The sequence below is a fragment of the Pseudomonas sp. LBUM1674 genome (genome assembly GCF_059695635.1).
Map to the genome: position 1 here is coordinate 6860356 of NZ_CP166779.1, position 19360 is coordinate 6879715.

Genomic DNA, 19360 nt, shown 5'->3' on the forward strand with positions numbered 1-19360 from the left:
ACGCAAAAAGATCGCAGCCTGCGGCAGCTCCTACATTGGGAAGGTGTTCACCCTGTAGGAGCTGCCGAAGGCTGCGATCTTTTGATCTTTAACGGTGAAAACTCAGTTCCAGCCAGCCCGATCCATCATGCGAATCGCTTCAGCCTGACGCTTGCCGGCAATTTCCACAGGCAAGGTATCGGCGACGAACTTGCCCCAGCTCGCCACTTCAGCGGATGGCTGTACGGCAGGGTTGGCCGGGAATTCCTGGTTCACGTCGGCGAAGATCTTCTGCGCTTCTGGCGTGGTCATCCACTCGACCAGCGCCTTGGCCGCTTCCGGGTGCGGAGCATGTTTGGTCAGGCCGATGCCCGACAGGTTGACGTGCACGCCACGGTCGCCCTGGTTTGGCCAGAACAGCTTCACCGCCAGGTCAGGCTTCTGCTTGTGCAGACGGCCGTAGTAGTAGGTGTTGACGATACCGACGTCGCACTGGCCCGCATTGATCGCTTCCAGCACCGCAATGTCATCGGAGAACACGTCGGTGGACAGGTTGTTGACCCAGCCCTTGAGGATCTTCTCGGTTTTGTCGGCGCCGTGGACTTCGATCATGGTGGCGGTCAAAGACTGGTTGTAGACCTTCTTCGCCGTGCGCAGGCACAGGCGACCTTCCCAATTCTTGTCGGCCAGACCTTCGTAGGTGGTCAGCTCGCCGGGTTTCACCCGATCGGTGGAGTAGGCGATGGTCCGCGCCCGTAGGCTCAAGCCGGTCCAGGCATGGGCGGAAGAGCGATATTGCAGCGGGATGTTGGCGTCGATGGTTTTCGAGGTGAAGGGTTGCAGGATGCCCATCTGCTCGGCCTGCCAGAGGTTGCCGGCATCGACGGTCAGCAGCAGGTCGGCGGTAGCATTCTCGCCCTCGGCCTTGATCCGCTGCATCAGCGGCGCTTCCTTGTCGGTGATGAACTTCACCTGCACGCCGGTTTTCGCGGTATAGGCATCGAACACCGGCTTGATCAGCTCGTCGATACGCGAGGAGTAAACCACCACCTCGTCGGCGGCCTGGGCAAGGGTGCTGCCGATCAGGGTCAGGGCCAGTGCGGTCAGTAGACGCTTGGGTGCCAACATGGGCGCGGTCTCTCGATTGAAAAAATGAGAGTAAATGATAAGGACTCACATTTACCTTCTCAATCGAACAGTTGGTAGAGGAGTTACCAGATGTTGCATGGTTTGAGATTTGTGGTGGATGTTCCGACGCCTTCGCGAGCAGGCTCGCTCCCACATTTGAAATGCATTCCAATGTGGGAGCGAGCCTGCTCGCGAAGAGGCAATCAGCCGCTGCGAAGATGTCAGGCCTTGGCCAACGCCGGCAGATCCCCAATCAAACCCAACGCCTCACGCACAAACAACGCCTTCGCCTCCGGCATCTGATCGACCATATTCAACCCCGCATTACGCAACCAGCGCACCGGCAACGGATCGGCCTGGAACAAACGCTCGAACCCTTCCATCGCCGCCATCAGCGCCAGGTTATGCGGCATGCGCCGACGCTCGTAACGACTGAGCACTTTCACATCCGCCAGGCGCTCGCCACGCGTCGCCGCTTGCAGCAGCACCTCGGCCAGCACGGCGGCATCGAGGAAACCGAGGTTCACACCCTGCCCGGCCAGCGGGTGAATGGTATGGGCCGCATCGCCGATCAGCGCCAGGCCTTCAGCCACATAACGTTTGGCATGGCGCTGACGCAGCGGCACGCACAGTCGCGGATCGGCGCTGAGCACCGTGCCGAGCCGACCTTCGAAGGCGCGCTCCAGTTCCTTGCAGAAACCGGCGTCGTCCAGCGCCATCAGACGTTCAGCTTCGCTCGGAGTGGTCGACCAGACGATCGAACACCAGTCCTGCTGACCGTCGCGCTCCAATGGCAGAAATGCCAATGGACCTTCATCGGTGAAACGCTGCCAGGCGGTCATTTGATGAGGTTCGGCGCTACGCACACTGGTAACGATCGCGTGGTGCAGGTAATCCCACTCGCGGGTCGCTACGCCGGTCAGGCGCCGCACTGCCGAGTTGGCACCATCGGCGGCGATCACCAACGGCGCCCGCAAGGTGCGGCCATCGGCCAGGGTCAGCAGCCAGTCGTCGCCGGAGCGGCGCATCTGCTCCAGACGCGCATTGGCCAGCATCCCCAGGTCGCAGTCGTGCAGGCGGTCGAGCAAGGCATCCTGCACCACGCGGTTCTCCACGATATGCCCGAGCACTTGCGCATGCACGCTGGTCGCCGAGAAATGGATCTGCCCGGTACCGCTGCCGTCCCAGACATGCATGTCGGTGTAAGGGCTGCTGCGCCGATCGACGATGCCCTCCCAGACGCCCAGGCGATCGAGGATTCGCTGGCTGGCGATCGACAGCGCACTCACCCGCGGCTCGAACGGAGCCTGCCCGTCAAAGGGTTTGACGCTCATCGGGCTGCCGTCCAGCAGCAAGACTTCCAGCCCGCTGTCCTGCAACGCCAGCGCCAGGGCGCTGCCGACCATTCCGGCCCCGACAATCAGCAGATCTGCGCGCATTTCCATGCTTTAAGCCTGTCTCGCTTGCGGCTTGAGCCGCACGTAAAGGGTTTTATCGGCCCGCACCACCAGAGTGCCGGAGCCGTCGTGAATGTCGACCTGCAAATGCTTAAACATCAGGACGCGTACCCAGGCCCATGGCCTGTCGCGCGAACCAGCGCTTGGCCGGTGGCAGCAGATCGAGACCGAGCAGGCCGATATTGCGGCCCAGGGAAACCAGCGGCTGGGTGCTGCTAAACAAGCGGGTGACCTGATCGGAGAAACCCACGGTCAGGCTCTGATCCAGACGCTGGCGTTCGCGGTAGGCCTGCAAGGTGGCGAAGTTGCCGGGCGGGTTCTCGCTGCTCAGCAGCACTTCGGCCAAGGCCTGGGCATCGCGCAGGGACAAATTGAAACCTTGCCCTGCAATCGGGTGCAGGCTGTGAGCGGCGTTGCCCAGGATCGCCAGATGCGGACGCACCTGCTCTTCGGCCTCGATCAATGACAGCGGATACAGATGCCGTGCGCCTACCTGCTTCAAGGTCCCGAGACGATAACCGAACACGCCCTGCAACTCGCTGAGGAAACTTCGCTCATCAAGCGCCGCCAGCCGTTGCGCGTCCATGCCCAGACGGGTCCAGACCAACGCGCAGCGGTTGTCCGGCAACGGCAACAACGCCATCGGACCATCATCGGTGAAGCGCTCGAAGGCCATGCCGTTGTGGGCTTCACTCGGCGTGACGTTGGCGATCAGCGCGCTCTGGTTATAGGGATGGGTCTTGATGCCGATCCCCAATTGCTCGCGCAGACCGGAACGGCCGCCATCAGCGAGCACCGCAAGGTCGCATTCCAGGGTGGTTTCATCGTTGAGGACAAGGCGATAGCCATCGGTCAACGGCTCCATGCGCGTGACCTCCGCCGGACAACGCCAGCTGATCACGTCCTTGTCCAGGCCTTGCCAGAGGCATTGGCCGAGCCAGGCGTTTTCCACCACATAGCCCAGCGCCGGTACGCCCTCTTCCATCGCCGACAGGCGCGCGGTCGAGAAACGTCCGCGGTCGGAGACATGAATCTGCTTGATCGGCTCTGCGCGGCGGGAAATTTCCTGCCACACGCCCAGTCTTTGATAAATCTGCCGAGCGCCGTACGACAGCGCCGAAGAACGGGCATCATAGCTCGGCTGGTAGGTGTCGCCCGGAGCAAAGGGTTCGATCAGTACGATCTTCCAGCCTCGGGCCTTGGCCCCGGCCTGCAAGGCCAACGCCAGGCTGGCGCCGACCAGACCGCCACCGATGATTGCCAGGTTGACTCGACTCATGCCGCTTGTGTCCGTGCGGCGGCCATCAAGGCCTCGATCTCGGCGACCATTTTCGGTACGCCATGGGTCAGGATTTCACAGCCGGTTTTGGTGACCACTACGTCGTCCTCGATGCGCACGCCAATGCCGCGCCATTTCTTCGCTACGTTCTGGTTATCCGGGGCAATGTAGATGCCCGGTTCCACGGTCAGCGCCATGCCGACTTCCAGCACACGCCATTCGCCACCGACCTTGTACTCGCCGACGTCGTGCACATCCATGCCCAACCAGTGGCCGGCGCGGTGCATGTAAAACGCTTTATGGGCCTCTCGGGCGATCAATTCGTCGACGTTACCTTGCAACAGGCCCAGCTTCACCAGCCCGGCGGTAATCACCCGAACCGTGGCTTCGTGGGCCTGGTTCCAGTGTTTGTCCGGGGCGATCTCGGCAAAGGCGGCTTCTTGAGCCGCCAGCACCAACTCGTAGATCGCCTTCTGTTCTGGTGAATACTTACCGTTGACCGGCCAGGTACGGGTGATGTCGCTGGCGTAGCAATCGATCTCGCAGCCGGCATCGATCAGCACCAGATCACCGTCCTTGAGCACCGCGTCATTCTGCTGGTAATGCAGGATGCAGCTGTTGCGCCCCGAGGCGACGATCGAACCGTAGGCTGGCATTTTCGCCCCGCCTTTGCGGAACTCGTAATCGAGCTCGGCTTCAAGGCTGAACTCATGCAGCCCGGCCCGGCTGGCCTGCATCGCGCGGATGTGTGCCTGGGCGGAAATTCGAGCGGCCTCGCGCATTACCTTCACTTCGGCCGCCGATTTATACAGGCGCATGTCGTGAAGCAGATGATCCAGGGCAACGAATTCGTTCGGCGGCTGGGCGCCGAGGTGCGCTTTAGAGCGGATCACGTTGATCCAGTCCATCAGGTGCCGATCGAATTCCGGGTTGCTGCCCATGGCCGAATACACCCGGTCGCGACCTTCGATCAGGCCCGGCAGAATGTCGTCGATGTCGGTGATGGGGAAGGCGTCGTCGGCGCCGAAGTCGCGGATCGCGCCTTCCTGGCCGGCACGCAGGCCGTCCCACAACTCCCGTTCGGCGCTGCGCTCACGGCAGAACAGCACGTATTCGCCATGTTCGCGACCGGGCATCAGCACGATGACGGCCTGCGGCTCGGGGAAACCGCTGAGGTACTGGAAATCACTGTCCTGACGGTAGACGTGCTCGACGTCGCGGTTGCGGATGGCTACCGCGGCGGCGGGCAGGATGGCGATGCTGTTGGGTACCATCTGCGCCATCAGGGCCTTGCGGCGACGGCTGTATTCCGATTTCGGGATATGAATCATGGGCAGATGGCTATTCCTGGCTCGCAATCAATGCAACGACGGTTTGGCGGCAGCCGGCGCGTCCGGCTTTTTGGTCTCGGTGAACAGCAGCAGCGGCGCGACGCGCAGGTATTCCATGACTTCCATGTAGTCGCTCTCGCCATCGTCGGACTCTTCCAGGGCGTCTTGCACCTGGGCGATGGCCGCCAGATCCTGCAGCACTTCGCTGGCTTCAGGGCTCAGGGCGTTGTCGCGATAGGTCAGGCCGAAGCCGGCAAGGAAGCCCTGGCACCATTGGCCCAGTGCGGCCGCACGCTCGGTGAGCGGGGCATCGTCGGTCGGCAGCAGCAGGACGACGGTCATGTCGTCGCTGGTCAGCTCGCCCTTGACCATCTCTTGCAGGCCGATCAAGGCATTGCGAACGTTTTCTTGCGGTTCGCCTTCGAGCAGCTCGGCGGCATCGGCCAACCAGCTGTCGGCTTCGAACCCGGCGCCACCGCAACTGCGGCCTAGCAGCAGGCCATGCAATTCGGCAGGCGAGGCAGGATGGCCGCTGGTTGACAGCAGAGTGGCGAAGGCTTGGTACGGAGAATTCTGAATGGGCATGGGCAGCTAGGCGCCAGACGGCGCTATGTCTAGAATGAAGGCCTTGTATCCTACATCGACAGACTCGCCAAGACTATTAAAGGCTGTCCGCCAGCTCCCACCCATCTGACACAATTTCAGTGGACCCAATGGAAGACACCGACCTGCAAGCGCTAATGGCCAGACTCGAACTGCTAATTAACCGTGTCGAGCAACTTAAGAGTCAAAACGGACTCCTATTAGCTCAGGAAAAGACCTGGCGCGAGGAACGCGCTCACCTCATTGAAAAAAATGAAATCGCCCGGCGTAAGGTCGAATCGATGATTTCGCGCCTCAAGGCCCTGGAGCAAGACTCATGAGTTCAAGCAATAGCGTTACCGTGCAGATCCTCGATAAAGAATATTCGATCATTTGCCCCCAGGAAGAGCGCAGCAACCTGGTGAGCGCCGCCCGTTACCTGGACGGCAAGATGCGCGAAATCCGCAGTAGCGGCAAAGTCATCGGCGCCGATCGCATCGCCGTGATGGCCGCGCTGAACATCACCCACGAACTCCTGCACAAGGAAGAACGACCGGATGTGCAGGCCAGCGGCTCGACCCGAGAGCAGGTTCGCGACCTGCTGGATCGCGTCGATCTGGTGCTCGCCACCGATCCGGACGTCACCAAGGGCTGATTCGTCTCACCGCTTGAGGTATACTCGCATCACTCCCTGGGGTGCTTGCCAGTTGACCACGTCCCTGAGCCGATTCGCACTACCCTGGAGGCTGCACGTTGGGCTGGTGTGCATGTCCGCTAGACGGAAAGCCTTAAAGCCTACTGCATCTTCCACCTTGAACTTTCGGGTTCAAGGGCTAAGTCAGCAGCGGTACATCCGGGGAGCCTGATTGCAGTCCGATGCCGGTTTAAATACCGGCATCGGCTTTTTTACGGGTACGCTTTACGTACTCGCCTGCCGAAGCCGGAATTCATGACCGAACCTGCGCTGCTGCCCCGCCCGCAACTTCGACGCATGCTGCGCAAGGCCCGCCGCGCATTGACCCCCAGTCAACAGCGCCAGGCTGCTCGCGGGCTGTACAAGCAATTGGCCCAGCAGCCTTTGTTCCGGCGTGCCAAACACATCTCGCTGTACCTGCCTACCGACGGTGAAATCGATCCGCGCGTGCTGCTGCGTGCCGCGCAACGACGAGGCAAGGCCACCTATTTGCCGGTGCTCAGTGCCTGGCCGCGAACTAAAATGGTGTTCCAGCGAGTTCGCCCTGGCGAAAAGCTCAAATCCAATCGTTTCCGCATTCTCGAACCCCGGCATAACCTCGCCCGGCAACGCAAAGTGTGGGCGCTGGACCTGGTGTTGCTGCCATTGGTCGGGTTTGACGATGTCGGCGGACGCCTGGGCATGGGCGGCGGCTTCTACGATCGCAGCCTGGCGTACCTGGCACGGCGCAAAAACTGGCGCAAGCCGACGTTATTGGGGCTGGCCCATGAATGTCAGAAGGTCGGAAGACTGGCTCAGGCGAGCTGGGATGTGCCGTTGCAGGGAACGGTTACGGACAAGGCCTGGTATTACGCAGGCTAGACGCCACTGCGATCAGCAGCGTCAGAAAAGACAGCTTCAGCGCTTGAAGGCCGACGGCTGTTGTTGCTGCGCGATCTCGATCGGAGCATCAGGCGTGTTGTTCCACAGGCTTTGGGCATAGCCGGTGGTGACGACGCCGAGGCCGAACAAAATCACCAAAATCCATAATAAATCCGGTTTGCGTTTCATCGATTGCCCCCCAAAGGCACATCAACACGATGACAGCAGCGGTTTCCGTTTCAGGCCGTGCAGCAGCGTCTAGCTGAGAAGGGCGGCATTCTGCGACAACGTGAACCGACACGCAAACGATGGCGTCAACCGACCGTCGGTTTGTCATAAAATTGCCGGACAACTTGCCCACTCACTCGCAAGGAGCAAAAACCATGGCCTACTGGCTGATGAAATCCGAGCCCGATGAACTCTCGATCAAGGATCTGGAGAAGCTCGGCAAAGCGCGCTGGGACGGGGTTCGCAACTACCAGGCACGTAATTTCCTGCGGGCCATGGCGGTGGGCGACGAGTTTTTCTTCTATCACTCCAGCTGTCCCGAACCGGGAATTGCCGGGATCGGCAAGATTGTCGAAGCCGCGTATCCGGACCCGACGGCGCTCGAGCCGCAGAGTCATTACTTCGACCCGAAGGCAACGGCAGAGAAAAACGCCTGGAGCGCGATTGATGTCGCGCATGTGAAGACGTTTCCCAAGGTGCTGAAGCTGGATTATCTGAAACAGCAGACGGCGTTGGCTGAGATGCCGTTGGTGCAGAAAGGCTCGCGACTGTCGGTGATGCCGGTTACCTCTGAGCAATGGGCGGCGGTGATTGCGTTAAAGCCGTAAGGTCTCCAGCGCTACCACAAATGCCATCGCGGGCAAGCCCGCTCTCACAAGGATCTCCAGTGAATGCAGCTTTTGCATCCAACCGAAATCCCTGTGGGAGCGGGCTTGCCCCGGGCGGGGCGTTCCGACGATGAGGCCGGTTCAAACAACAGAAGTCTTATTGAATGATCAAGTTGTTGAACAACAAATCCTCAACCACCGGCTTGCCGGTTTCGTCGCTCATCACTTGCTGCGCCTGCTTCAACGCCTCCTGACGCAGCTTCTCCTTGGCCTCGACATTGTTCATCGCCTCGGTGGTCTGCTGCGCAAACAACGCCACCAACTGATTACGAATCAAGGGCTCATTGGCTTTTACCAGTTTGGTCGCCTCATCCCCGGTCACCCGCAACGCCACATCAGCCTTGTAGACCTTGAGCTTCGGCGTACCGTCCAGCCCGTAGTTACCCACGAACGGCGGGCTCAAGGTGATGTAATTGACCTTCGGCGCTGCACCTTCCCTGGCTTCTTCGGCCACCGCTGCCACGGGCAGAGACAGGGCCAGCAACAACATGATCCACGCTTTCACACTTCGCTCCTTATCCGGTTTGCGGCCTAGCATATCGACCCGCCGCGCCAGCACAAGCTTATGGCGGCCTATCAGGGCGGGGCATGCTCGTTGACCCTTCAATTCACACACCTACACTTATCGGCCATCACTCCCAAAGGAATAGCCCTGATGAAAGCCGTGCTGTGCAAAGCCTTCGGCCCTGCCGAATCGCTGGTGCTGGAAGACGTCGCCAGTCCTGTCGCGAAGAAGAATGAAATCCTGCTGGAGGTGCACGCCGCCGGGGTGAACTTCCCCGACACGCTGATCATCGAGGGCAAATACCAGTTCAAACCGCCCTTCCCGTTTTCCCCCGGTGGCGAAGCGGCGGGCGTGGTCAGTGCAGTGGGCGAAAAGGTCAGCCACCTGAAAGTCGGTGACCGGGTCATGGCCCTGACCGGCTGGGGCAGCTTTGCCGAAGAAGTCGCGGTGCCGGGCTATAACGTAATGCCGATCCCGTCGTCCATGGACTTCAACACCGCCGCCGCCTTCAGCATGACTTATGGCACCTCGATGCACGCGCTCAAGCAACGGGGCCATCTGCAACCGGGTGAGACCCTGCTGGTGCTCGGCGCTTCCGGCGGTGTCGGCCTGGCGGCGGTGGAAATCGGCAAAGCCATGGGCGCCCGGGTGATCGCTGCCGCCAGCAGCGCGGAAAAACTCGCCGTGGCCAAGGCGGCCGGCGCCGACGAGCTGATCAACTACAGCGAAACCAGCCTCAAGGACGAAATCAAGCGCCTGACAGACGGCCAGGGCGCCGACGTGATCTACGATCCGGTGGGCGGCGACCTGTTCGACCAGGCCATCCGTGCCATCGCCTGGAACGGGCGCCTGTTGGTGGTCGGTTTCGCCAGCGGACGCATTCCGGAGCTGCCGGTTAACCTGGCGCTGCTCAAAGGTGCCGCCGTGGTCGGCGTGTTCTGGGGCGCGTTTGCCCAGCGCCAGCCACAGGACAACGCGGCAAACTTCCAGCAACTGTTTGGCTGGTTTGCCGAGGGCAAGCTGAAGCCGCTGGTGTCGCAGCTGTATCCGATGAGTAATGCAGCGCAGGCGATCAATGATCTGGGTCAGCGCAAGGCGGTCGGCAAGGTGGTGGTGCAGGTTCGCTGAATCCAGTGGCGCGGTCTGGACCTCAAAAGAGTCGCTCAGACCGCCTCATGACGAGCTGCTTGTTACAGCAACTTGCGAATCTCCTCCGGCAGCAGACTCATGTATTTGAGCACCGGGCCGCTCCGGCAACTCCTGACAATGGTCGGCACGCGCTTATTCAGCTTGGCGATCCATTCCAGTCTCTGCTCCTTCGGCAACTGGGTGATGTGAAACACGTTCGACAGATACGCCCGGGTGTAATGAAACGGCGCCGCATCCACCCATGCATGCTCCGGGACATTCAGCAGTTGCGCATTGACGTCGCGACATTTCAGTTTCTTGAGCCACTGGTTGGTGTGGATCGGCGAATCGAGATCCAGGCGGAATACCAGTGGAGCAGTAATTTCCTGCTTCGCAGGCTTGTCGTCCTCCACCGCCCACGGCTTGAACCGCCACTGCTCAATCGCGACTCTGGACGCTTCGGCCAGATCGGGATGATCGCTTTCCAGGACCCTCACCTTGCTCACCGAACCATCGGCATTGGCGGTGAACTCGACTCGGACATTGCCGGTTATGCCAGCCCTCAGAAGCGCTGCGGGATAAATCGGCTTAGGGTTGTTTTCCGGTATCAGAAAGAACTCCCCCGCCCTGATATCAACCGATAAACCCAGCAAAAACACAAACGCAAACCACCGCATATCCCCTCCCTTCCATGATCGAACCACCAGAACTCCCTGACAAAGCTTACGCAGCAGCGACCTGAAACAGAACGTCGCAACGTCTCCTTTAAACGAAGGACGCTTCCCAAAAACCAGCCCTCATCTGGCCAGTCGCGGCGCAAAGAGACAGGTCGGTAACCTTTCCTACAACGTCCTTCACTTACATCTGAACGACATGTTCGCAAGAGAACATTCGCCCCCTTAAATTTCCGCTGCCAGATGACTGCCAAGCGGTGATATTTTCGGTAACGAAACTGTAACATTCGCATCCGCAGCCAAAACAAGAAATCTGGAGCTCTTGAATGTTTGCTTTCTTTCGTCCTGCCGTACATCAGGCTCCATTGCCTGAAGAAAAAATAGACACCACCTACCGCCGCCTGCGCTGGCAGATCTTCGCCGGGATTTTTATCGGCTACGCCGGCTATTACCTTCTGCGCAAAAACTTCTCCCTGGCCATGCCCTATCTGATTGAAGAGGGCTATACCCGCGGTGAGCTGGGCCTGGCGTTGTCGGCAATCGCCATTGCCTACGGCCTGTCCAAGTTCCTGATGGGCATTGTGTCCGACCGTTCCAATCCGCGCTTCTTCCTGCCCTTCGGCCTGCTGGTATCGGCCGGTGTGATGTTCATTTTCGGCTTCGCACCCTGGGCGACGTCCAGCGTGACCATCATGTTCATCCTGTTGTTCATCAACGGCTGGGCTCAGGGCATGGGCTGGCCGCCGAGTGGGCGGACGATGGTGCACTGGTGGTCACAGAAGGAACGCGGTGGCGTGGTGTCGTTATGGAACGTGGCGCATAACGTCGGCGGCGGCCTGATCGGTCCGTTGTTCCTGCTCGGCATGGGCCTGTTCAATGACTGGCACGCGGCGTTTTACGTGCCGGCGGCGGTCGCCATGGCAGTGGCGGTGTTTGCCTTCGTGACCATGCGTGACACCCCGCAATCGGTGGGCCTGCCGCCGATCGAGAAATACAAGAACGACTACCCGGAAGGCTACGACGCCAGCCACGAAGAAGAATTCAGCGCCAAGGAAATCTTCGTCAAATACGTGCTGCGCAACAAAATGCTCTGGTATATCGCCCTGGCCAACGTCTTCGTCTACCTGTTGCGCTACGGCGTGCTGGACTGGGCACCGACCTATCTCAAGGAAGCCAAGGGCTTCACCGTGGATAAAACCTCGTGGGCGTACTTTTTCTACGAGTGGGCGGGTATTCCGGGCACGCTGCTGTGCGGCTGGATGTCGGACAAGATCTTCCGTGGCAACCGTGGCCTGACCGGCATGGTGTTCATGGCATTGGTCACCGTGGCGACCCTGGTTTACTGGCTGAACCCGGCTGGTAACCCGACCGTCGATATGATCGCCTTGATTTCGATCGGCTTCCTGATTTACGGCCCGGTCATGCTGATCGGCCTGCAAGCACTGGAATTGGCGCCGAAGAAAGCGGCCGGTACGGCGGCGGGCTTCACCGGGCTGTTCGGTTATCTGGGGGGGTCGGTCGCGGCCAGTGCAGCCATGGGCTACACCGTGGACCACTTCGGTTGGGACGGCGGTTTCGTCTTGCTGATCGGCGCATGCCTTCTGGCGATGGCCTTCCTCGCCCCGACCCTGTGGCACAAACAAGTCGCCAGTCAGAGCCGCGAAGCACTCGCCTGATCGGCCGATGATTTGCAGCGCTTGAGCCGCGCCTCCAGATTCCGGTCTGGCATGGCGTGGCTACGCAGGGCGCTGGCGGTCTGCTCGACATAATCGCGCGTAGTGCCATAACGCCCGCAAGCGTTTTCAAACACATGGCTCAGCACATGATCCGGCAAGTTGCCGGCATAGCTGGGCAGGTGCCGCTCCAGTACGAATCCCAACGCCTGAACCTGGCTGCCGTCTTCAAGACGGCAGTTGAGCCAGTGTGGGCGATAGGACGGGAATGGCATCTCGCGTTGCCAAAGTGCGTAAAGAGACGCGTCGAGTTGTTCTTCGGGCAAGCGATAGGCAAACCCGCTGCAAGAACCGCCGCGATCCAGGCCGAACACCAGGCCAGGCACTTCCGGCGTGCCGCGATGTTCGTGGGACCACAGGTACAAACCGCGATGGTAGCCATGCACCCGACCCCGCACACGTTCCACCGCCGGGCATTCAGGCCGCCAGATCAGCGAGCCGTAAGCGAACAGCCACACCGGTCCGCCCTTGTGGCGCGCCATGGTCGACTGCATCGAGCTGAGCAATTGTTCGTGCGTAAGCTGCGGCCCCAGATCGAGCTGCGGAGGGTATGCCAGATTCAAAAAAGCAGATTCAATGGCGCTCATGGCGATTAGCGTTCAGCTCCCCGCGGGTCAAGATTACTTAATAGAACGCACCGCTGTAACAATAAGGCACATATGTTTCGAGGCAATTTAAATGCCATGGCACAGTTTTTTAATAAGTGCCTGACTGACATATAACCTACCGGTATTTATATTTTTTTATAAATACCGATCGGCTATATAGGGAGGTATAACGATTAAACGCGATCAAGATCGCGGATCAAGACGGATCAAGATCGAGGATCAAGATCGCGGCGCGTACGCAAAAACATCCGCGCGCATCTGATGTGCATCCATTCCCGCTTCGACCAAGGCATCCAGCGTGCCGTAGACCATCGCCGGAGAGCCGCTGGCGTAGACATGCAGGGCTTTCAGATCAGGGAAATCCTCACACACCGCTTCATGCAGCATGCCGCAGCGCCCCTGCCAGCCACATTGATCGCTGACGACTTTATGCAGGAACAGGTTGGGCAGTTGCAGCCATTCATCCCAATGTTCGATTGCATAAAAATCTTCAGGACGACGCACGCCCCAATACAGGTGCACCGGGTGCTTGAAGCCCGTGGCGCGGCAATGTTCGATAAGGCTATGAATCTGGCCCATGCCGGTACCCGCGGCGATCAGCACCAGCGGACCCTCCGGCAACTCCGCCAGATGGGTATCGCCGAAGGGCATCTCGATCCGCACCATCGAATTGCGTTGCAGCTGGTCGATCAGGCTCAGCGCACTGCTTTCGCGCGCCAACACGTGAATTTCCAGATCGCGCCCGCCATGGGGGGCCGAGGCCAGGGAGAACGCCGATTTCTCGCCATTCTCGCGCTCGATCATCAGGTACTGGCCGGCGTGATAGCGCGGCGGTTTGCCGGCCGGTGCACGCAGACGCACGCGAAAGGTATCGCCGCCGACGTCCCTGCATTCAATGACCTGACACGACAAGCTGCGCACCGGCAGTTCTCCCAGCGCGAGCACGCCATCCCACAGCACGATGCAGTCTTCCAGCGGCTCGGCTATGCAAGTGTAGAACTCGCCATGGTCGCGCACATTGCCGGCCTGTTCGACCCGCCCTTCCACCAGCAGTGCGGCGCACACATGACAATTGCCATTGCGACAGCTTTGCGGGCATTCATAGCCCAGGCGCCGCGCGCCATCGAGAATCCGCTCGCCGGGCAGAATCTCAAGCACTGCTCCGGAGGGCTGCAAGGTTACACGCATCAATCTATTCCTAACTGATTCCAGATGGCATCGATCCGCTGGGTCACGGCTTCGTCCTTGACGATCACCCGGCCCCACTCGCGAGTGGTTTCGCCCGGCCATTTATGCGTGGCATCGAGCCCCATCTTCGAACCCAGACCAGAAACCGGCGAGGCGAAGTCGAGGTAGTCGATCGGCGTGTTGTCGATCATCACCGTGTCGCGCTTGGGGTCCATGCGCGTGGTGATGGCCCAGATCACGTCGTTCCAGTCCCGTGCGTTGATATCGTCGTCAGTGACGATAACGAACTTGGTGTACATGAACTGTCGCAAAAACGACCAGACACCGAGCATTACCCGCTTGGCATGGCCGGGATACGATTTCTTCATGGTCACGATGGCCATGCGGTACGAGCAGCCTTCGGGCGGCAAGTAGAAGTCGGTGATCTCCGGGAACTGCTTCTGCAGGATCGGCACGAACACTTCATTCAGCGCCACGCCGAGGATCGCCGGCTCATCCGGCGGACGGCCGGTGTAGGTGCTGTGGTAGATCGGTTTGATCCGGTGGGTGATGCGCTCGACGGTGAACACCGGGAAGCTGTCGACTTCGTTGTAGTAACCGGTGTGGTCGCCGTAGGGGCCTTCATCGGCCATTTCGCCCGGATGGATCACGCCTTCAAGGATGATCTCGGCGGTCGCCGGGACCTGCAAGTCGTTGCCACGGCATTTCACCAGCTCGGTGCGGTTGCCGCGCAACAGACCGGCGAAAGCATATTCGGAAAGGCTGTCCGGCACAGGAGTCACAGCGCCGAGAATGGTCGCCGGGTCAGCACCCAGCGCCACGGACACCGGGAACGGCTGACCAGGATGCTTCTCGCACCACTCGCGGTAATCCAGCGCGCCGCCACGGTGGCTCAGCCAGCGCATGATGACCTTGTTGCGGCCGATCACTTGCTGACGGTAGATGCCAAGGTTCTGGCGATCCTTGTTCGGGCCTTTGGTGACGGTCAGGCCCCAGGTGATCAGCGGGCCGACATCGCCAGGCCAGCAGGTCTGCACCGGCAGCATCGCGAGGTCGACGTCGTCGCCTTCGATGACCACTTCCTGACAGACTGCGTCTTTGACCACTTTCGGCGCCATGGCGATGATCTTGCGGAAGATCGGCAGCTTGGACCAGGCGTCTTTCAAGCCTTTCGGTGGCTCGGGCTCCTTGAGGAACGCCAGCAGCTTGCCGATCTCGCGCAATTCACTAACCGCCTCTGCGCCCATGCCCAGCGCCACGCGCTCAGGGGTGCCGAACAGGTTGCCGAGCACCGGGATGTCATAACCCGTGGGCTTTTCAAAAAGCAGGGCCGGACCTTTGGCACGCAAGGTGCGGTCGCAGACCTCGGTCATTTCGAGCACTGGGGACACCGGAACCTGGATGCGCTTGAGTTCGCCGCGCTTTTCCAGGCCGCTGATAAAGTCGCGCAAGTCGCGATACTGCATGCGTGAGCCTCGTGTTGGCCGTGCCGTTCGGGGGTGGCAGTTTAGCGCCGAACCCCTCTATTCAGAACCACGAACTGCCGGTTCATCAAAAATCAGATAGCAAAAAGCCGGGTTTCCCCGGCTTCTTGGCCTGTTCGACTTACTTGCGTTTCATCGACAGGAAGAACTCATCGTTGGTCTTGGTCGTTTTCAACTTGTCGACCAGGAACTCGATGGCTGCGATTTCATCCATCGGGTGCAACAGCTTGCGCAGAATCCACATGCGTTGCAACTCGTCGTCGGCCGTCAGCAACTCTTCGCGGCGGGTGCCGGAACGGTTGATGTTGATCGCTGGGAACACACGTTTTTCAGCGATCCGACGGTCCAGCGGCAGTTCCATGTTGCCCGTGCCTTTGAATTCTTCGTAGATCACTTCGTCCATCTTCGAGCCGGTTTCAACCAGCGCGGTGGCGATGATGGTCAGCGAACCGCCTTCTTCGATGTTCCGCGCGGCACCGAAGAAACGTTTCGGTTTCTCCAGGGCGTGGGCATCGACACCACCGGTGAGCACTTTGCCGGAGCTCGGGATCACGGTGTTGTAGGCGCGCGCCAGACGGGTGATGGAGTCGAGCAGGATCACCACGTCTTTCTTGTGTTCGACCAGGCGCTTGGCCTTCTCGATCACCATTTCGGCAACCTGCACGTGGCGGGTTGGCGGCTCGTCGAACGTCGAGGCAACCACTTCGCCGCGCACGGTGCGCTGCATCTCGGTTACTTCTTCCGGACGTTCGTCGATCAGCAATACGATTAGATGAACTTCAGGATTATTACGTGCGATGTTCGCCGCGATGTTCTGCAGCATGATCGTCTTGCCGGCTTTCGGCGGTGCAACGATCAGACCGCGCTGGCCTTTGCCGATCGGGGCGCACAGGTCGATGACACGACCGGTCAAGTCTTCGGTGGAACCGTTGCCGGCCTCCATCTTCATGCGCACGGTCGGGAACAGCGGGGTCAGGTTCTCGAAGAGAATCTTGTTTTTCGCGTTCTCGGGACGATCGTAGTTGATCGTGTCGACCTTGAGCAGTGCGAAATAACGCTCGCCTTCCTTTGGAGGGCGGATCTTGCCAACGATGGTGTCACCGGTGCGCAAGTTGAAGCGACGGATCTGGCTCGGCGAGACGTAGATGTCGTCTGGACCTGCGAGATAGGAAGCGTCAGCGGAGCGCAGGAAGCCGAAGCCGTCCTGGAGAATCTCCAGCACGCCATCACCGGAGATTTCCTCGCCGCTTTTCGCGTGCTTTTTGAGCAGGGAGAAAATCACGTCCTGCTTGCGCGAACGGGCCATATTTTCTATGCCCATCTGTTCGGCCAATTCGAGCAGTTCGGTAATCGGCTTTTGCTTGAGTTCAGTCAGATTCATATAGGAATGACGTAATCATTTATGGAGGGGGGAAATTAAGCTTTTGGCTTAATGAGGCCGCGCCGCAGAGAAGGCGACAGGATCGCGTACTAATTCGAAAAGGAGTGCGTCGGCGACGGCTAGCAGGGGGCATTGGAGAAACCAGTGCGGGGCCGAATGTACCACCTGAGTTTCGGAGCGTCTAGCCCTCGATAACGAAAAAGCCCCGCAAACTGCGGGGCCTTTTTCGGACACTTTACTACAACGCTTAGATGTTGGCGTCGAGGAAAGCCGCCAGTTGCGACTTCGACAGGGCGCCGACCTTGGTCGCTTCAACGTTGCCGTTCTTGAACAGCATCAGCGTCGGGATCCCACGCACGCCATGCTTGGCCGGGGTTTCCTGGTTTTCGTCGATGTTCAGTTTGGCAACGGTCAGCTTGCCAGCATAGGTGCCAGCGATCTCGTCCAGTACCGGGGCGATCATTTTGCAAGGGCCGCACCACTCAGCCCAGTAGTCAACAAGCACAGGGCCAGCAGCCTTCAGTACTTCTTCTTCGAAGTTAGCGTCGGTGACGTGCTTGATAAGATCGCTGCTCATGGATGTCTCCGGGTTGTAAGCAATAAAAAACGTGGCCCATCATAGCCGCCCTTCCCGTGTTCAGGAAGGTGCAGATGATTGAGTCTCGCTATGGTGGTCCATGAGTTTGGGTATAGCTCAAGTCATGAGGTGGCGGGAGCGACGAAGGCAATTCCAGTGCGCAGGGCTGCGTTTCGCACATGTTCCTGCATGGCCTTCTGCGCGGCACCGGACGCCCGCCGCGCCAGTGCGCGGAGGATTTTACGGTGCTCCTGCCAGGTTTCCATAGCCCGCTCGGCCCGGATGAACGGTAGCTTTTGGCTCTCCAGGAAGATGTCGGCGCTGGCGGTCAGGATGCTCAGCATCGCCTGATTGCCGCTGGCCAGCAGGATGCGCCGGTGAAATTCGAAGTCCAGTCGCGCCGCTGCCTCGAAGTCGCCGGCCTTCAAGTCGATGCGCATGGCGGCGACATTATCGTCCAGAGCATCGAGCTCGTGAGTGCTCAGGGTCACCGCCGCCAAGCCGGCCGCAAAGCCTTCCAGGGCATAGCGCAACTGAAATATATCCAGCGGCGAGGCTTGCGCCGCAAATGGCCAACTCAACGCCGCTTCGCCTCGCGGCAAATCCACCGGCGACTGCACGAACACACCTTTGCCCGGCTGGATGCTGATCACTCCCAGGGCACTCAAGGACGACAACGCCTCGCGCAACGATGCCCGACTGACCCCCAATTGCAGCGCCAGGTCCCGTTGCGAGGGCAACACGTCCCCCGGTCCGAAACCTTGTTCGGTGATCAGTTTGCGGATGGCTTGCAGCGCCACTTCAGGTACGGCTTGTGAGATCGAGTTCATGGTTATCAGACGAACCAGGCGAATGAGCGGTTAGTTGTAAAGCTATTCGCGACGCCCGGCAAGTCGTGCCCCATGGGGGTTCGGCGTCTTTCACCGATGCGCCAGGAGGGTGCGAAAGACGCTACAACTGTTCAGACCAGTAAGACCGAACGATCCCAGTAAAACCGCGGCCTGGCACCCCTGAAATCCACTCTTGGCACGACCCGTGCTCTGTCGAATCGCAGAAATCACTTTCCGCCGATTCGGAGATTTGCCATGACCCAGCGTTACAGCGCCCTCCTCGCCATCCTGTTTGCCAGCCTGATGCTGAGCCAGGCGCCCGCCCACGCCGACGGTCTGGAGGATGTGGTCAAGCGCGGCGTCCTCAAGGTTGCCGTGCCCCAGGACTTCCCGCCGTTCGGCTCGGTCGGCCCGGACATGAAGCCTCGCGGCCTCGATGTCGACACCGCCAGACTGCTGGCCGACCAACTCAAGGTCAAACTCGAACTGACGCCGGTCAACAGCACCAACCGCATCCCGTTCCTGACCACCGGCAAGGTCGACCTGGTGATTTCCAGCCTGGGCAAGAACCCCGAGCGCGAGAAGGTCATCGACTTCTCCAGCGCCTACGCACCCTTCTACCTCGCCGTATTCGGCCCGCCGGATGCCGATATCAAAAGACTGGACGACCTCAAGGGCAAGACCATCAGCGTCACCCGTGGCGCCATCGAAGACATCGAGCTGAGTAAAGTCGCTCCCGAAGGCGCGACCATCAAGCGCTTCGAAGACAACAACTCGACCATCGCCGCTTACCTCGCCGGGCAAGTTGACCTGATCGCCAGCGGCAACGTGGTGATGGTGACCATCAGCGAACGCAACCCGAAACGCATTCCGGCGCTGAAAGTGAAGCTCAAGGATTCGCCGGTCTACGTCGGCGTAAACAAGAACGAGCCGGCGCTGCTGGGAAAGGTCAATCAGATCCTCGCCACCGCCAAGACCGACGGCGCTTTGGATAAGAACGCCCAAACCTGGCTCAAAGAGCCGCTGCCGGCCGATCTCTGATCGC

The 19360-nt window shown here is 59.9% G+C and carries 21 protein-coding genes, 1 other RNA gene and 1 pseudogene; 8 read left to right on the plus strand and 15 right to left on the minus strand.

The annotated features are described in order from the left end of the window. Positions 1-102: 102 nt before the first annotated feature. The 6 genes and pseudogenes from ACA067_RS31495 to ACA067_RS31520 form a co-directional block, all read right to left on the minus strand. The gene (locus tag ACA067_RS31495) at positions 103-1107 is read right to left on the minus strand and encodes an extracellular solute-binding protein (protein WP_497459938.1); all 1005 of its coding nucleotides are present in this window, start codon (positions 1105-1107) and stop codon (positions 103-105) included. Positions 1108-1328: 221 nt separating this feature from the next. Continuing rightward, the gene (locus tag ACA067_RS31500) at positions 1329-2546 is read right to left on the minus strand and encodes a 2-octaprenyl-3-methyl-6-methoxy-1,4-benzoquinol hydroxylase (RefSeq protein ID WP_497462875.1); all 1218 of its coding nucleotides are present in this window, start codon (positions 2544-2546) and stop codon (positions 1329-1331) included. A gap of 9 nt (positions 2547-2555) precedes the next feature. After that, positions 2556-2651, minus strand: a pseudogene (locus ACA067_RS31505) (tetrameric acyl-CoA thioesterase); the annotation flags it as partial. Positions 2652-2655: 4 nt separating this feature from the next. Then, positions 2656-3843: a 2-octaprenyl-6-methoxyphenyl hydroxylase gene (gene ubiH / locus ACA067_RS31510; protein WP_497459939.1), complete on the minus strand. Its 1188-nt coding sequence runs from the start codon at positions 3841-3843 to the stop codon at positions 2656-2658. Then, on the minus strand, positions 3840-5174 hold the full coding sequence (pepP, locus tag ACA067_RS31515) for a Xaa-Pro aminopeptidase (RefSeq protein WP_497459940.1): 1335 nt from the start codon (positions 5172-5174) through the stop codon (positions 3840-3842). The genes ubiH and pepP overlap by 4 nt, the downstream gene beginning before the upstream one ends. A 27-nt stretch (positions 5175-5201) precedes the next feature. Continuing rightward, a complete protein-coding gene (locus ACA067_RS31520; RefSeq protein ID WP_497459941.1) occupies positions 5202-5759 on the minus strand; it encodes a YecA/YgfB family protein in 558 nt (185 codons plus the stop codon). A 128-nt stretch (positions 5760-5887) separates the two neighbouring features. Here ACA067_RS31520 and ACA067_RS31525 point away from each other — a divergent pair, with 128 nt between their 5' ends. The 4 genes from ACA067_RS31525 to ACA067_RS31540 all read left to right on the plus strand — a co-directional run bounded on the left by ACA067_RS31525 (position 5888) and on the right by ACA067_RS31540 (position 7311). Further along, positions 5888-6097, plus strand: coding sequence for a TIGR02449 family protein (locus ACA067_RS31525; RefSeq protein WP_003213954.1), 210 nt, complete (start codon positions 5888-5890; stop codon positions 6095-6097). Further along, the gene (locus ACA067_RS31530; RefSeq protein ID WP_497459942.1) at positions 6094-6411 is read left to right on the plus strand and encodes a cell division protein ZapA; all 318 of its coding nucleotides are present in this window, start codon (positions 6094-6096) and stop codon (positions 6409-6411) included. Before ACA067_RS31525 ends, ACA067_RS31530 begins: the two co-directional genes overlap by 4 nt. Before the next feature lie 30 nt (positions 6412-6441). After that, a non-coding RNA gene (gene ssrS, locus ACA067_RS31535) (6S RNA) lies at positions 6442-6620 on the plus strand. An 85-nt stretch (positions 6621-6705) separates the two neighbouring features. Continuing rightward, a complete protein-coding gene (locus ACA067_RS31540) occupies positions 6706-7311 on the plus strand; it encodes a 5-formyltetrahydrofolate cyclo-ligase (protein ID WP_497459943.1) in 606 nt (201 codons plus the stop codon). Between the two features lie 36 nt (positions 7312-7347). Here the strand turns inward: ACA067_RS31540 and ACA067_RS31545 are convergent, their stop codons facing one another. Next, positions 7348-7500: a hypothetical protein gene (locus ACA067_RS31545; protein WP_497459944.1), complete on the minus strand. Its 153-nt coding sequence runs from the start codon at positions 7498-7500 to the stop codon at positions 7348-7350. A gap of 194 nt (positions 7501-7694) precedes the next feature. Between ACA067_RS31545 and ACA067_RS31550 the strand changes: the two genes are divergently transcribed. Beyond that, complete coding sequence (locus ACA067_RS31550; RefSeq protein ID WP_497459945.1) at positions 7695-8147, plus strand: EVE domain-containing protein; 453 nt, start codon at positions 7695-7697, stop codon at positions 8145-8147. Positions 8148-8304: 157 nt separating this feature from the next. Here ACA067_RS31550 and ACA067_RS31555 read toward each other — a convergent pair whose 3' ends face one another. Continuing rightward, positions 8305-8712: a flagellar basal body-associated protein FliL gene (locus tag ACA067_RS31555; RefSeq protein WP_497459946.1), complete on the minus strand. Its 408-nt coding sequence runs from the start codon at positions 8710-8712 to the stop codon at positions 8305-8307. 150 nt (positions 8713-8862) lie between these two features. On the opposite strand from ACA067_RS31555, the gene ACA067_RS31560 reads away from it, so the two are divergent. Next, positions 8863-9840 (plus strand): NADPH:quinone oxidoreductase family protein, encoded by a 978-nt coding sequence (locus ACA067_RS31560; protein WP_497459947.1) that lies wholly within the window; start codon positions 8863-8865, stop codon positions 9838-9840. A 62-nt stretch (positions 9841-9902) separates the two neighbouring features. On the opposite strand, the gene ACA067_RS31565 is transcribed toward ACA067_RS31560, so the two are convergent. Then, a complete protein-coding gene (locus ACA067_RS31565) occupies positions 9903-10517 on the minus strand; it encodes an energy transducer TonB (RefSeq protein WP_497462876.1) in 615 nt (204 codons plus the stop codon). Positions 10518-10840: 323 nt separating this feature from the next. On the opposite strand from ACA067_RS31565, the gene glpT reads away from it, so the two are divergent. After that, positions 10841-12190 (plus strand): glycerol-3-phosphate transporter, encoded by a 1350-nt coding sequence (gene glpT / locus ACA067_RS31570; protein ID WP_497459948.1) that lies wholly within the window; start codon positions 10841-10843, stop codon positions 12188-12190. Here the strand turns inward: glpT and ACA067_RS31575 are convergent. From ACA067_RS31575 to ACA067_RS31600, 6 genes are all read right to left on the minus strand, one after another. After that, a complete protein-coding gene (locus ACA067_RS31575) occupies positions 12166-12834 on the minus strand; it encodes a gamma-glutamylcyclotransferase (protein ID WP_497459949.1) in 669 nt (222 codons plus the stop codon). The two genes, glpT and ACA067_RS31575, sit on opposite strands and share 25 nt — an antisense overlap. A gap of 240 nt (positions 12835-13074) precedes the next feature. Then, positions 13075-14043: a CDP-6-deoxy-delta-3,4-glucoseen reductase gene (locus ACA067_RS31580; protein ID WP_497459950.1), complete on the minus strand. Its 969-nt coding sequence runs from the start codon at positions 14041-14043 to the stop codon at positions 13075-13077. Next, a complete protein-coding gene (ubiD, locus tag ACA067_RS31585) occupies positions 14043-15509 on the minus strand; it encodes a 4-hydroxy-3-polyprenylbenzoate decarboxylase (RefSeq protein ID WP_056738783.1) in 1467 nt (488 codons plus the stop codon). The genes ACA067_RS31580 and ubiD overlap by 1 nt, the downstream gene beginning before the upstream one ends. Before the next feature lie 139 nt (positions 15510-15648). Further along, positions 15649-16908 carry a transcription termination factor Rho gene (rho, locus tag ACA067_RS31590; RefSeq protein WP_007942421.1) on the minus strand — a complete coding sequence of 420 codons (1260 nt, stop codon included), beginning with the start codon at positions 16906-16908 and terminating at the stop codon, positions 15649-15651. A gap of 247 nt (positions 16909-17155) precedes the next feature. Beyond that, positions 17156-17485, minus strand: a complete 330-nt coding sequence (trxA, locus tag ACA067_RS31595; protein ID WP_007899382.1) for a thioredoxin TrxA — start codon at positions 17483-17485, stop codon at positions 17156-17158. A gap of 122 nt (positions 17486-17607) precedes the next feature. Next, positions 17608-18315, minus strand: a complete 708-nt coding sequence (locus ACA067_RS31600; protein WP_497459951.1) for a FadR/GntR family transcriptional regulator — start codon at positions 18313-18315, stop codon at positions 17608-17610. Positions 18316-18570: 255 nt separating this feature from the next. Here ACA067_RS31600 and ACA067_RS31605 point away from each other — a divergent pair, with 255 nt between their 5' ends. Beyond that, positions 18571-19356, plus strand: a complete 786-nt coding sequence (locus tag ACA067_RS31605; RefSeq protein ID WP_497459952.1) for a transporter substrate-binding domain-containing protein — start codon at positions 18571-18573, stop codon at positions 19354-19356. Positions 19357-19360: the final 4 nt, after the last annotated feature.

Bases quoted from the DNA above. Each gene is read 5' to 3' on its own strand.
- ubiH (WP_497459939.1), bottom strand. From the start codon at position 3,843: ATGAGTCGAGTCAACCTGGCAATCATCGGTGGCGGTCTGGTCGGCGCC.
- ACA067_RS31545 (WP_497459944.1), bottom strand. From the start codon at position 7,500: ATGAAACGCAAACCGGATTTATTATGGATTTTGGTGATTTTGTTCGGC.
- ACA067_RS31530 (WP_497459942.1), top strand. From the start codon at position 6,094: ATGAGTTCAAGCAATAGCGTTACCGTGCAGATCCTCGATAAAGAATAT.
- ACA067_RS31495 (WP_497459938.1), bottom strand. From the start codon at position 1,107: ATGTTGGCACCCAAGCGTCTACTGACCGCACTGGCCCTGACCCTGATC.
- ACA067_RS31525 (WP_003213954.1), top strand. From the start codon at position 5,888: ATGGAAGACACCGACCTGCAAGCGCTAATGGCCAGACTCGAACTGCTA.
- ACA067_RS31575 (WP_497459949.1), bottom strand. From the start codon at position 12,834: ATGAGCGCCATTGAATCTGCTTTTTTGAATCTGGCATACCCTCCGCAG.
- ACA067_RS31560 (WP_497459947.1), top strand. From the start codon at position 8,863: ATGAAAGCCGTGCTGTGCAAAGCCTTCGGCCCTGCCGAATCGCTGGTG.
- glpT (WP_497459948.1), top strand. From the start codon at position 10,841: ATGTTTGCTTTCTTTCGTCCTGCCGTACATCAGGCTCCATTGCCTGAA.
- pepP (WP_497459940.1), bottom strand. From the start codon at position 5,174: ATGATTCATATCCCGAAATCGGAATACAGCCGTCGCCGCAAGGCCCTG.
- rho (WP_007942421.1), bottom strand. From the start codon at position 16,908: ATGAATCTGACTGAACTCAAGCAAAAGCCGATTACCGAACTGCTCGAA.
- ACA067_RS31565 (WP_497462876.1), bottom strand. From the start codon at position 10,517: ATGCGGTGGTTTGCGTTTGTGTTTTTGCTGGGTTTATCGGTTGATATC.
- ACA067_RS31540 (WP_497459943.1), top strand. From the start codon at position 6,706: ATGACCGAACCTGCGCTGCTGCCCCGCCCGCAACTTCGACGCATGCTG.
- ACA067_RS31550 (WP_497459945.1), top strand. From the start codon at position 7,695: ATGGCCTACTGGCTGATGAAATCCGAGCCCGATGAACTCTCGATCAAG.
- ACA067_RS31605 (WP_497459952.1), top strand. From the start codon at position 18,571: ATGACCCAGCGTTACAGCGCCCTCCTCGCCATCCTGTTTGCCAGCCTG.
- ubiD (WP_056738783.1), bottom strand. From the start codon at position 15,509: ATGCAGTATCGCGACTTGCGCGACTTTATCAGCGGCCTGGAAAAGCGC.
- ACA067_RS31580 (WP_497459950.1), bottom strand. From the start codon at position 14,043: ATGCGTGTAACCTTGCAGCCCTCCGGAGCAGTGCTTGAGATTCTGCCC.
- ACA067_RS31520 (WP_497459941.1), bottom strand. From the start codon at position 5,759: ATGCCCATTCAGAATTCTCCGTACCAAGCCTTCGCCACTCTGCTGTCA.
- ACA067_RS31500 (WP_497462875.1), bottom strand. From the start codon at position 2,546: ATGCGCGCAGATCTGCTGATTGTCGGGGCCGGAATGGTCGGCAGCGCC.
- ACA067_RS31600 (WP_497459951.1), bottom strand. From the start codon at position 18,315: ATGAACTCGATCTCACAAGCCGTACCTGAAGTGGCGCTGCAAGCCATC.
- trxA (WP_007899382.1), bottom strand. From the start codon at position 17,485: ATGAGCAGCGATCTTATCAAGCACGTCACCGACGCTAACTTCGAAGAA.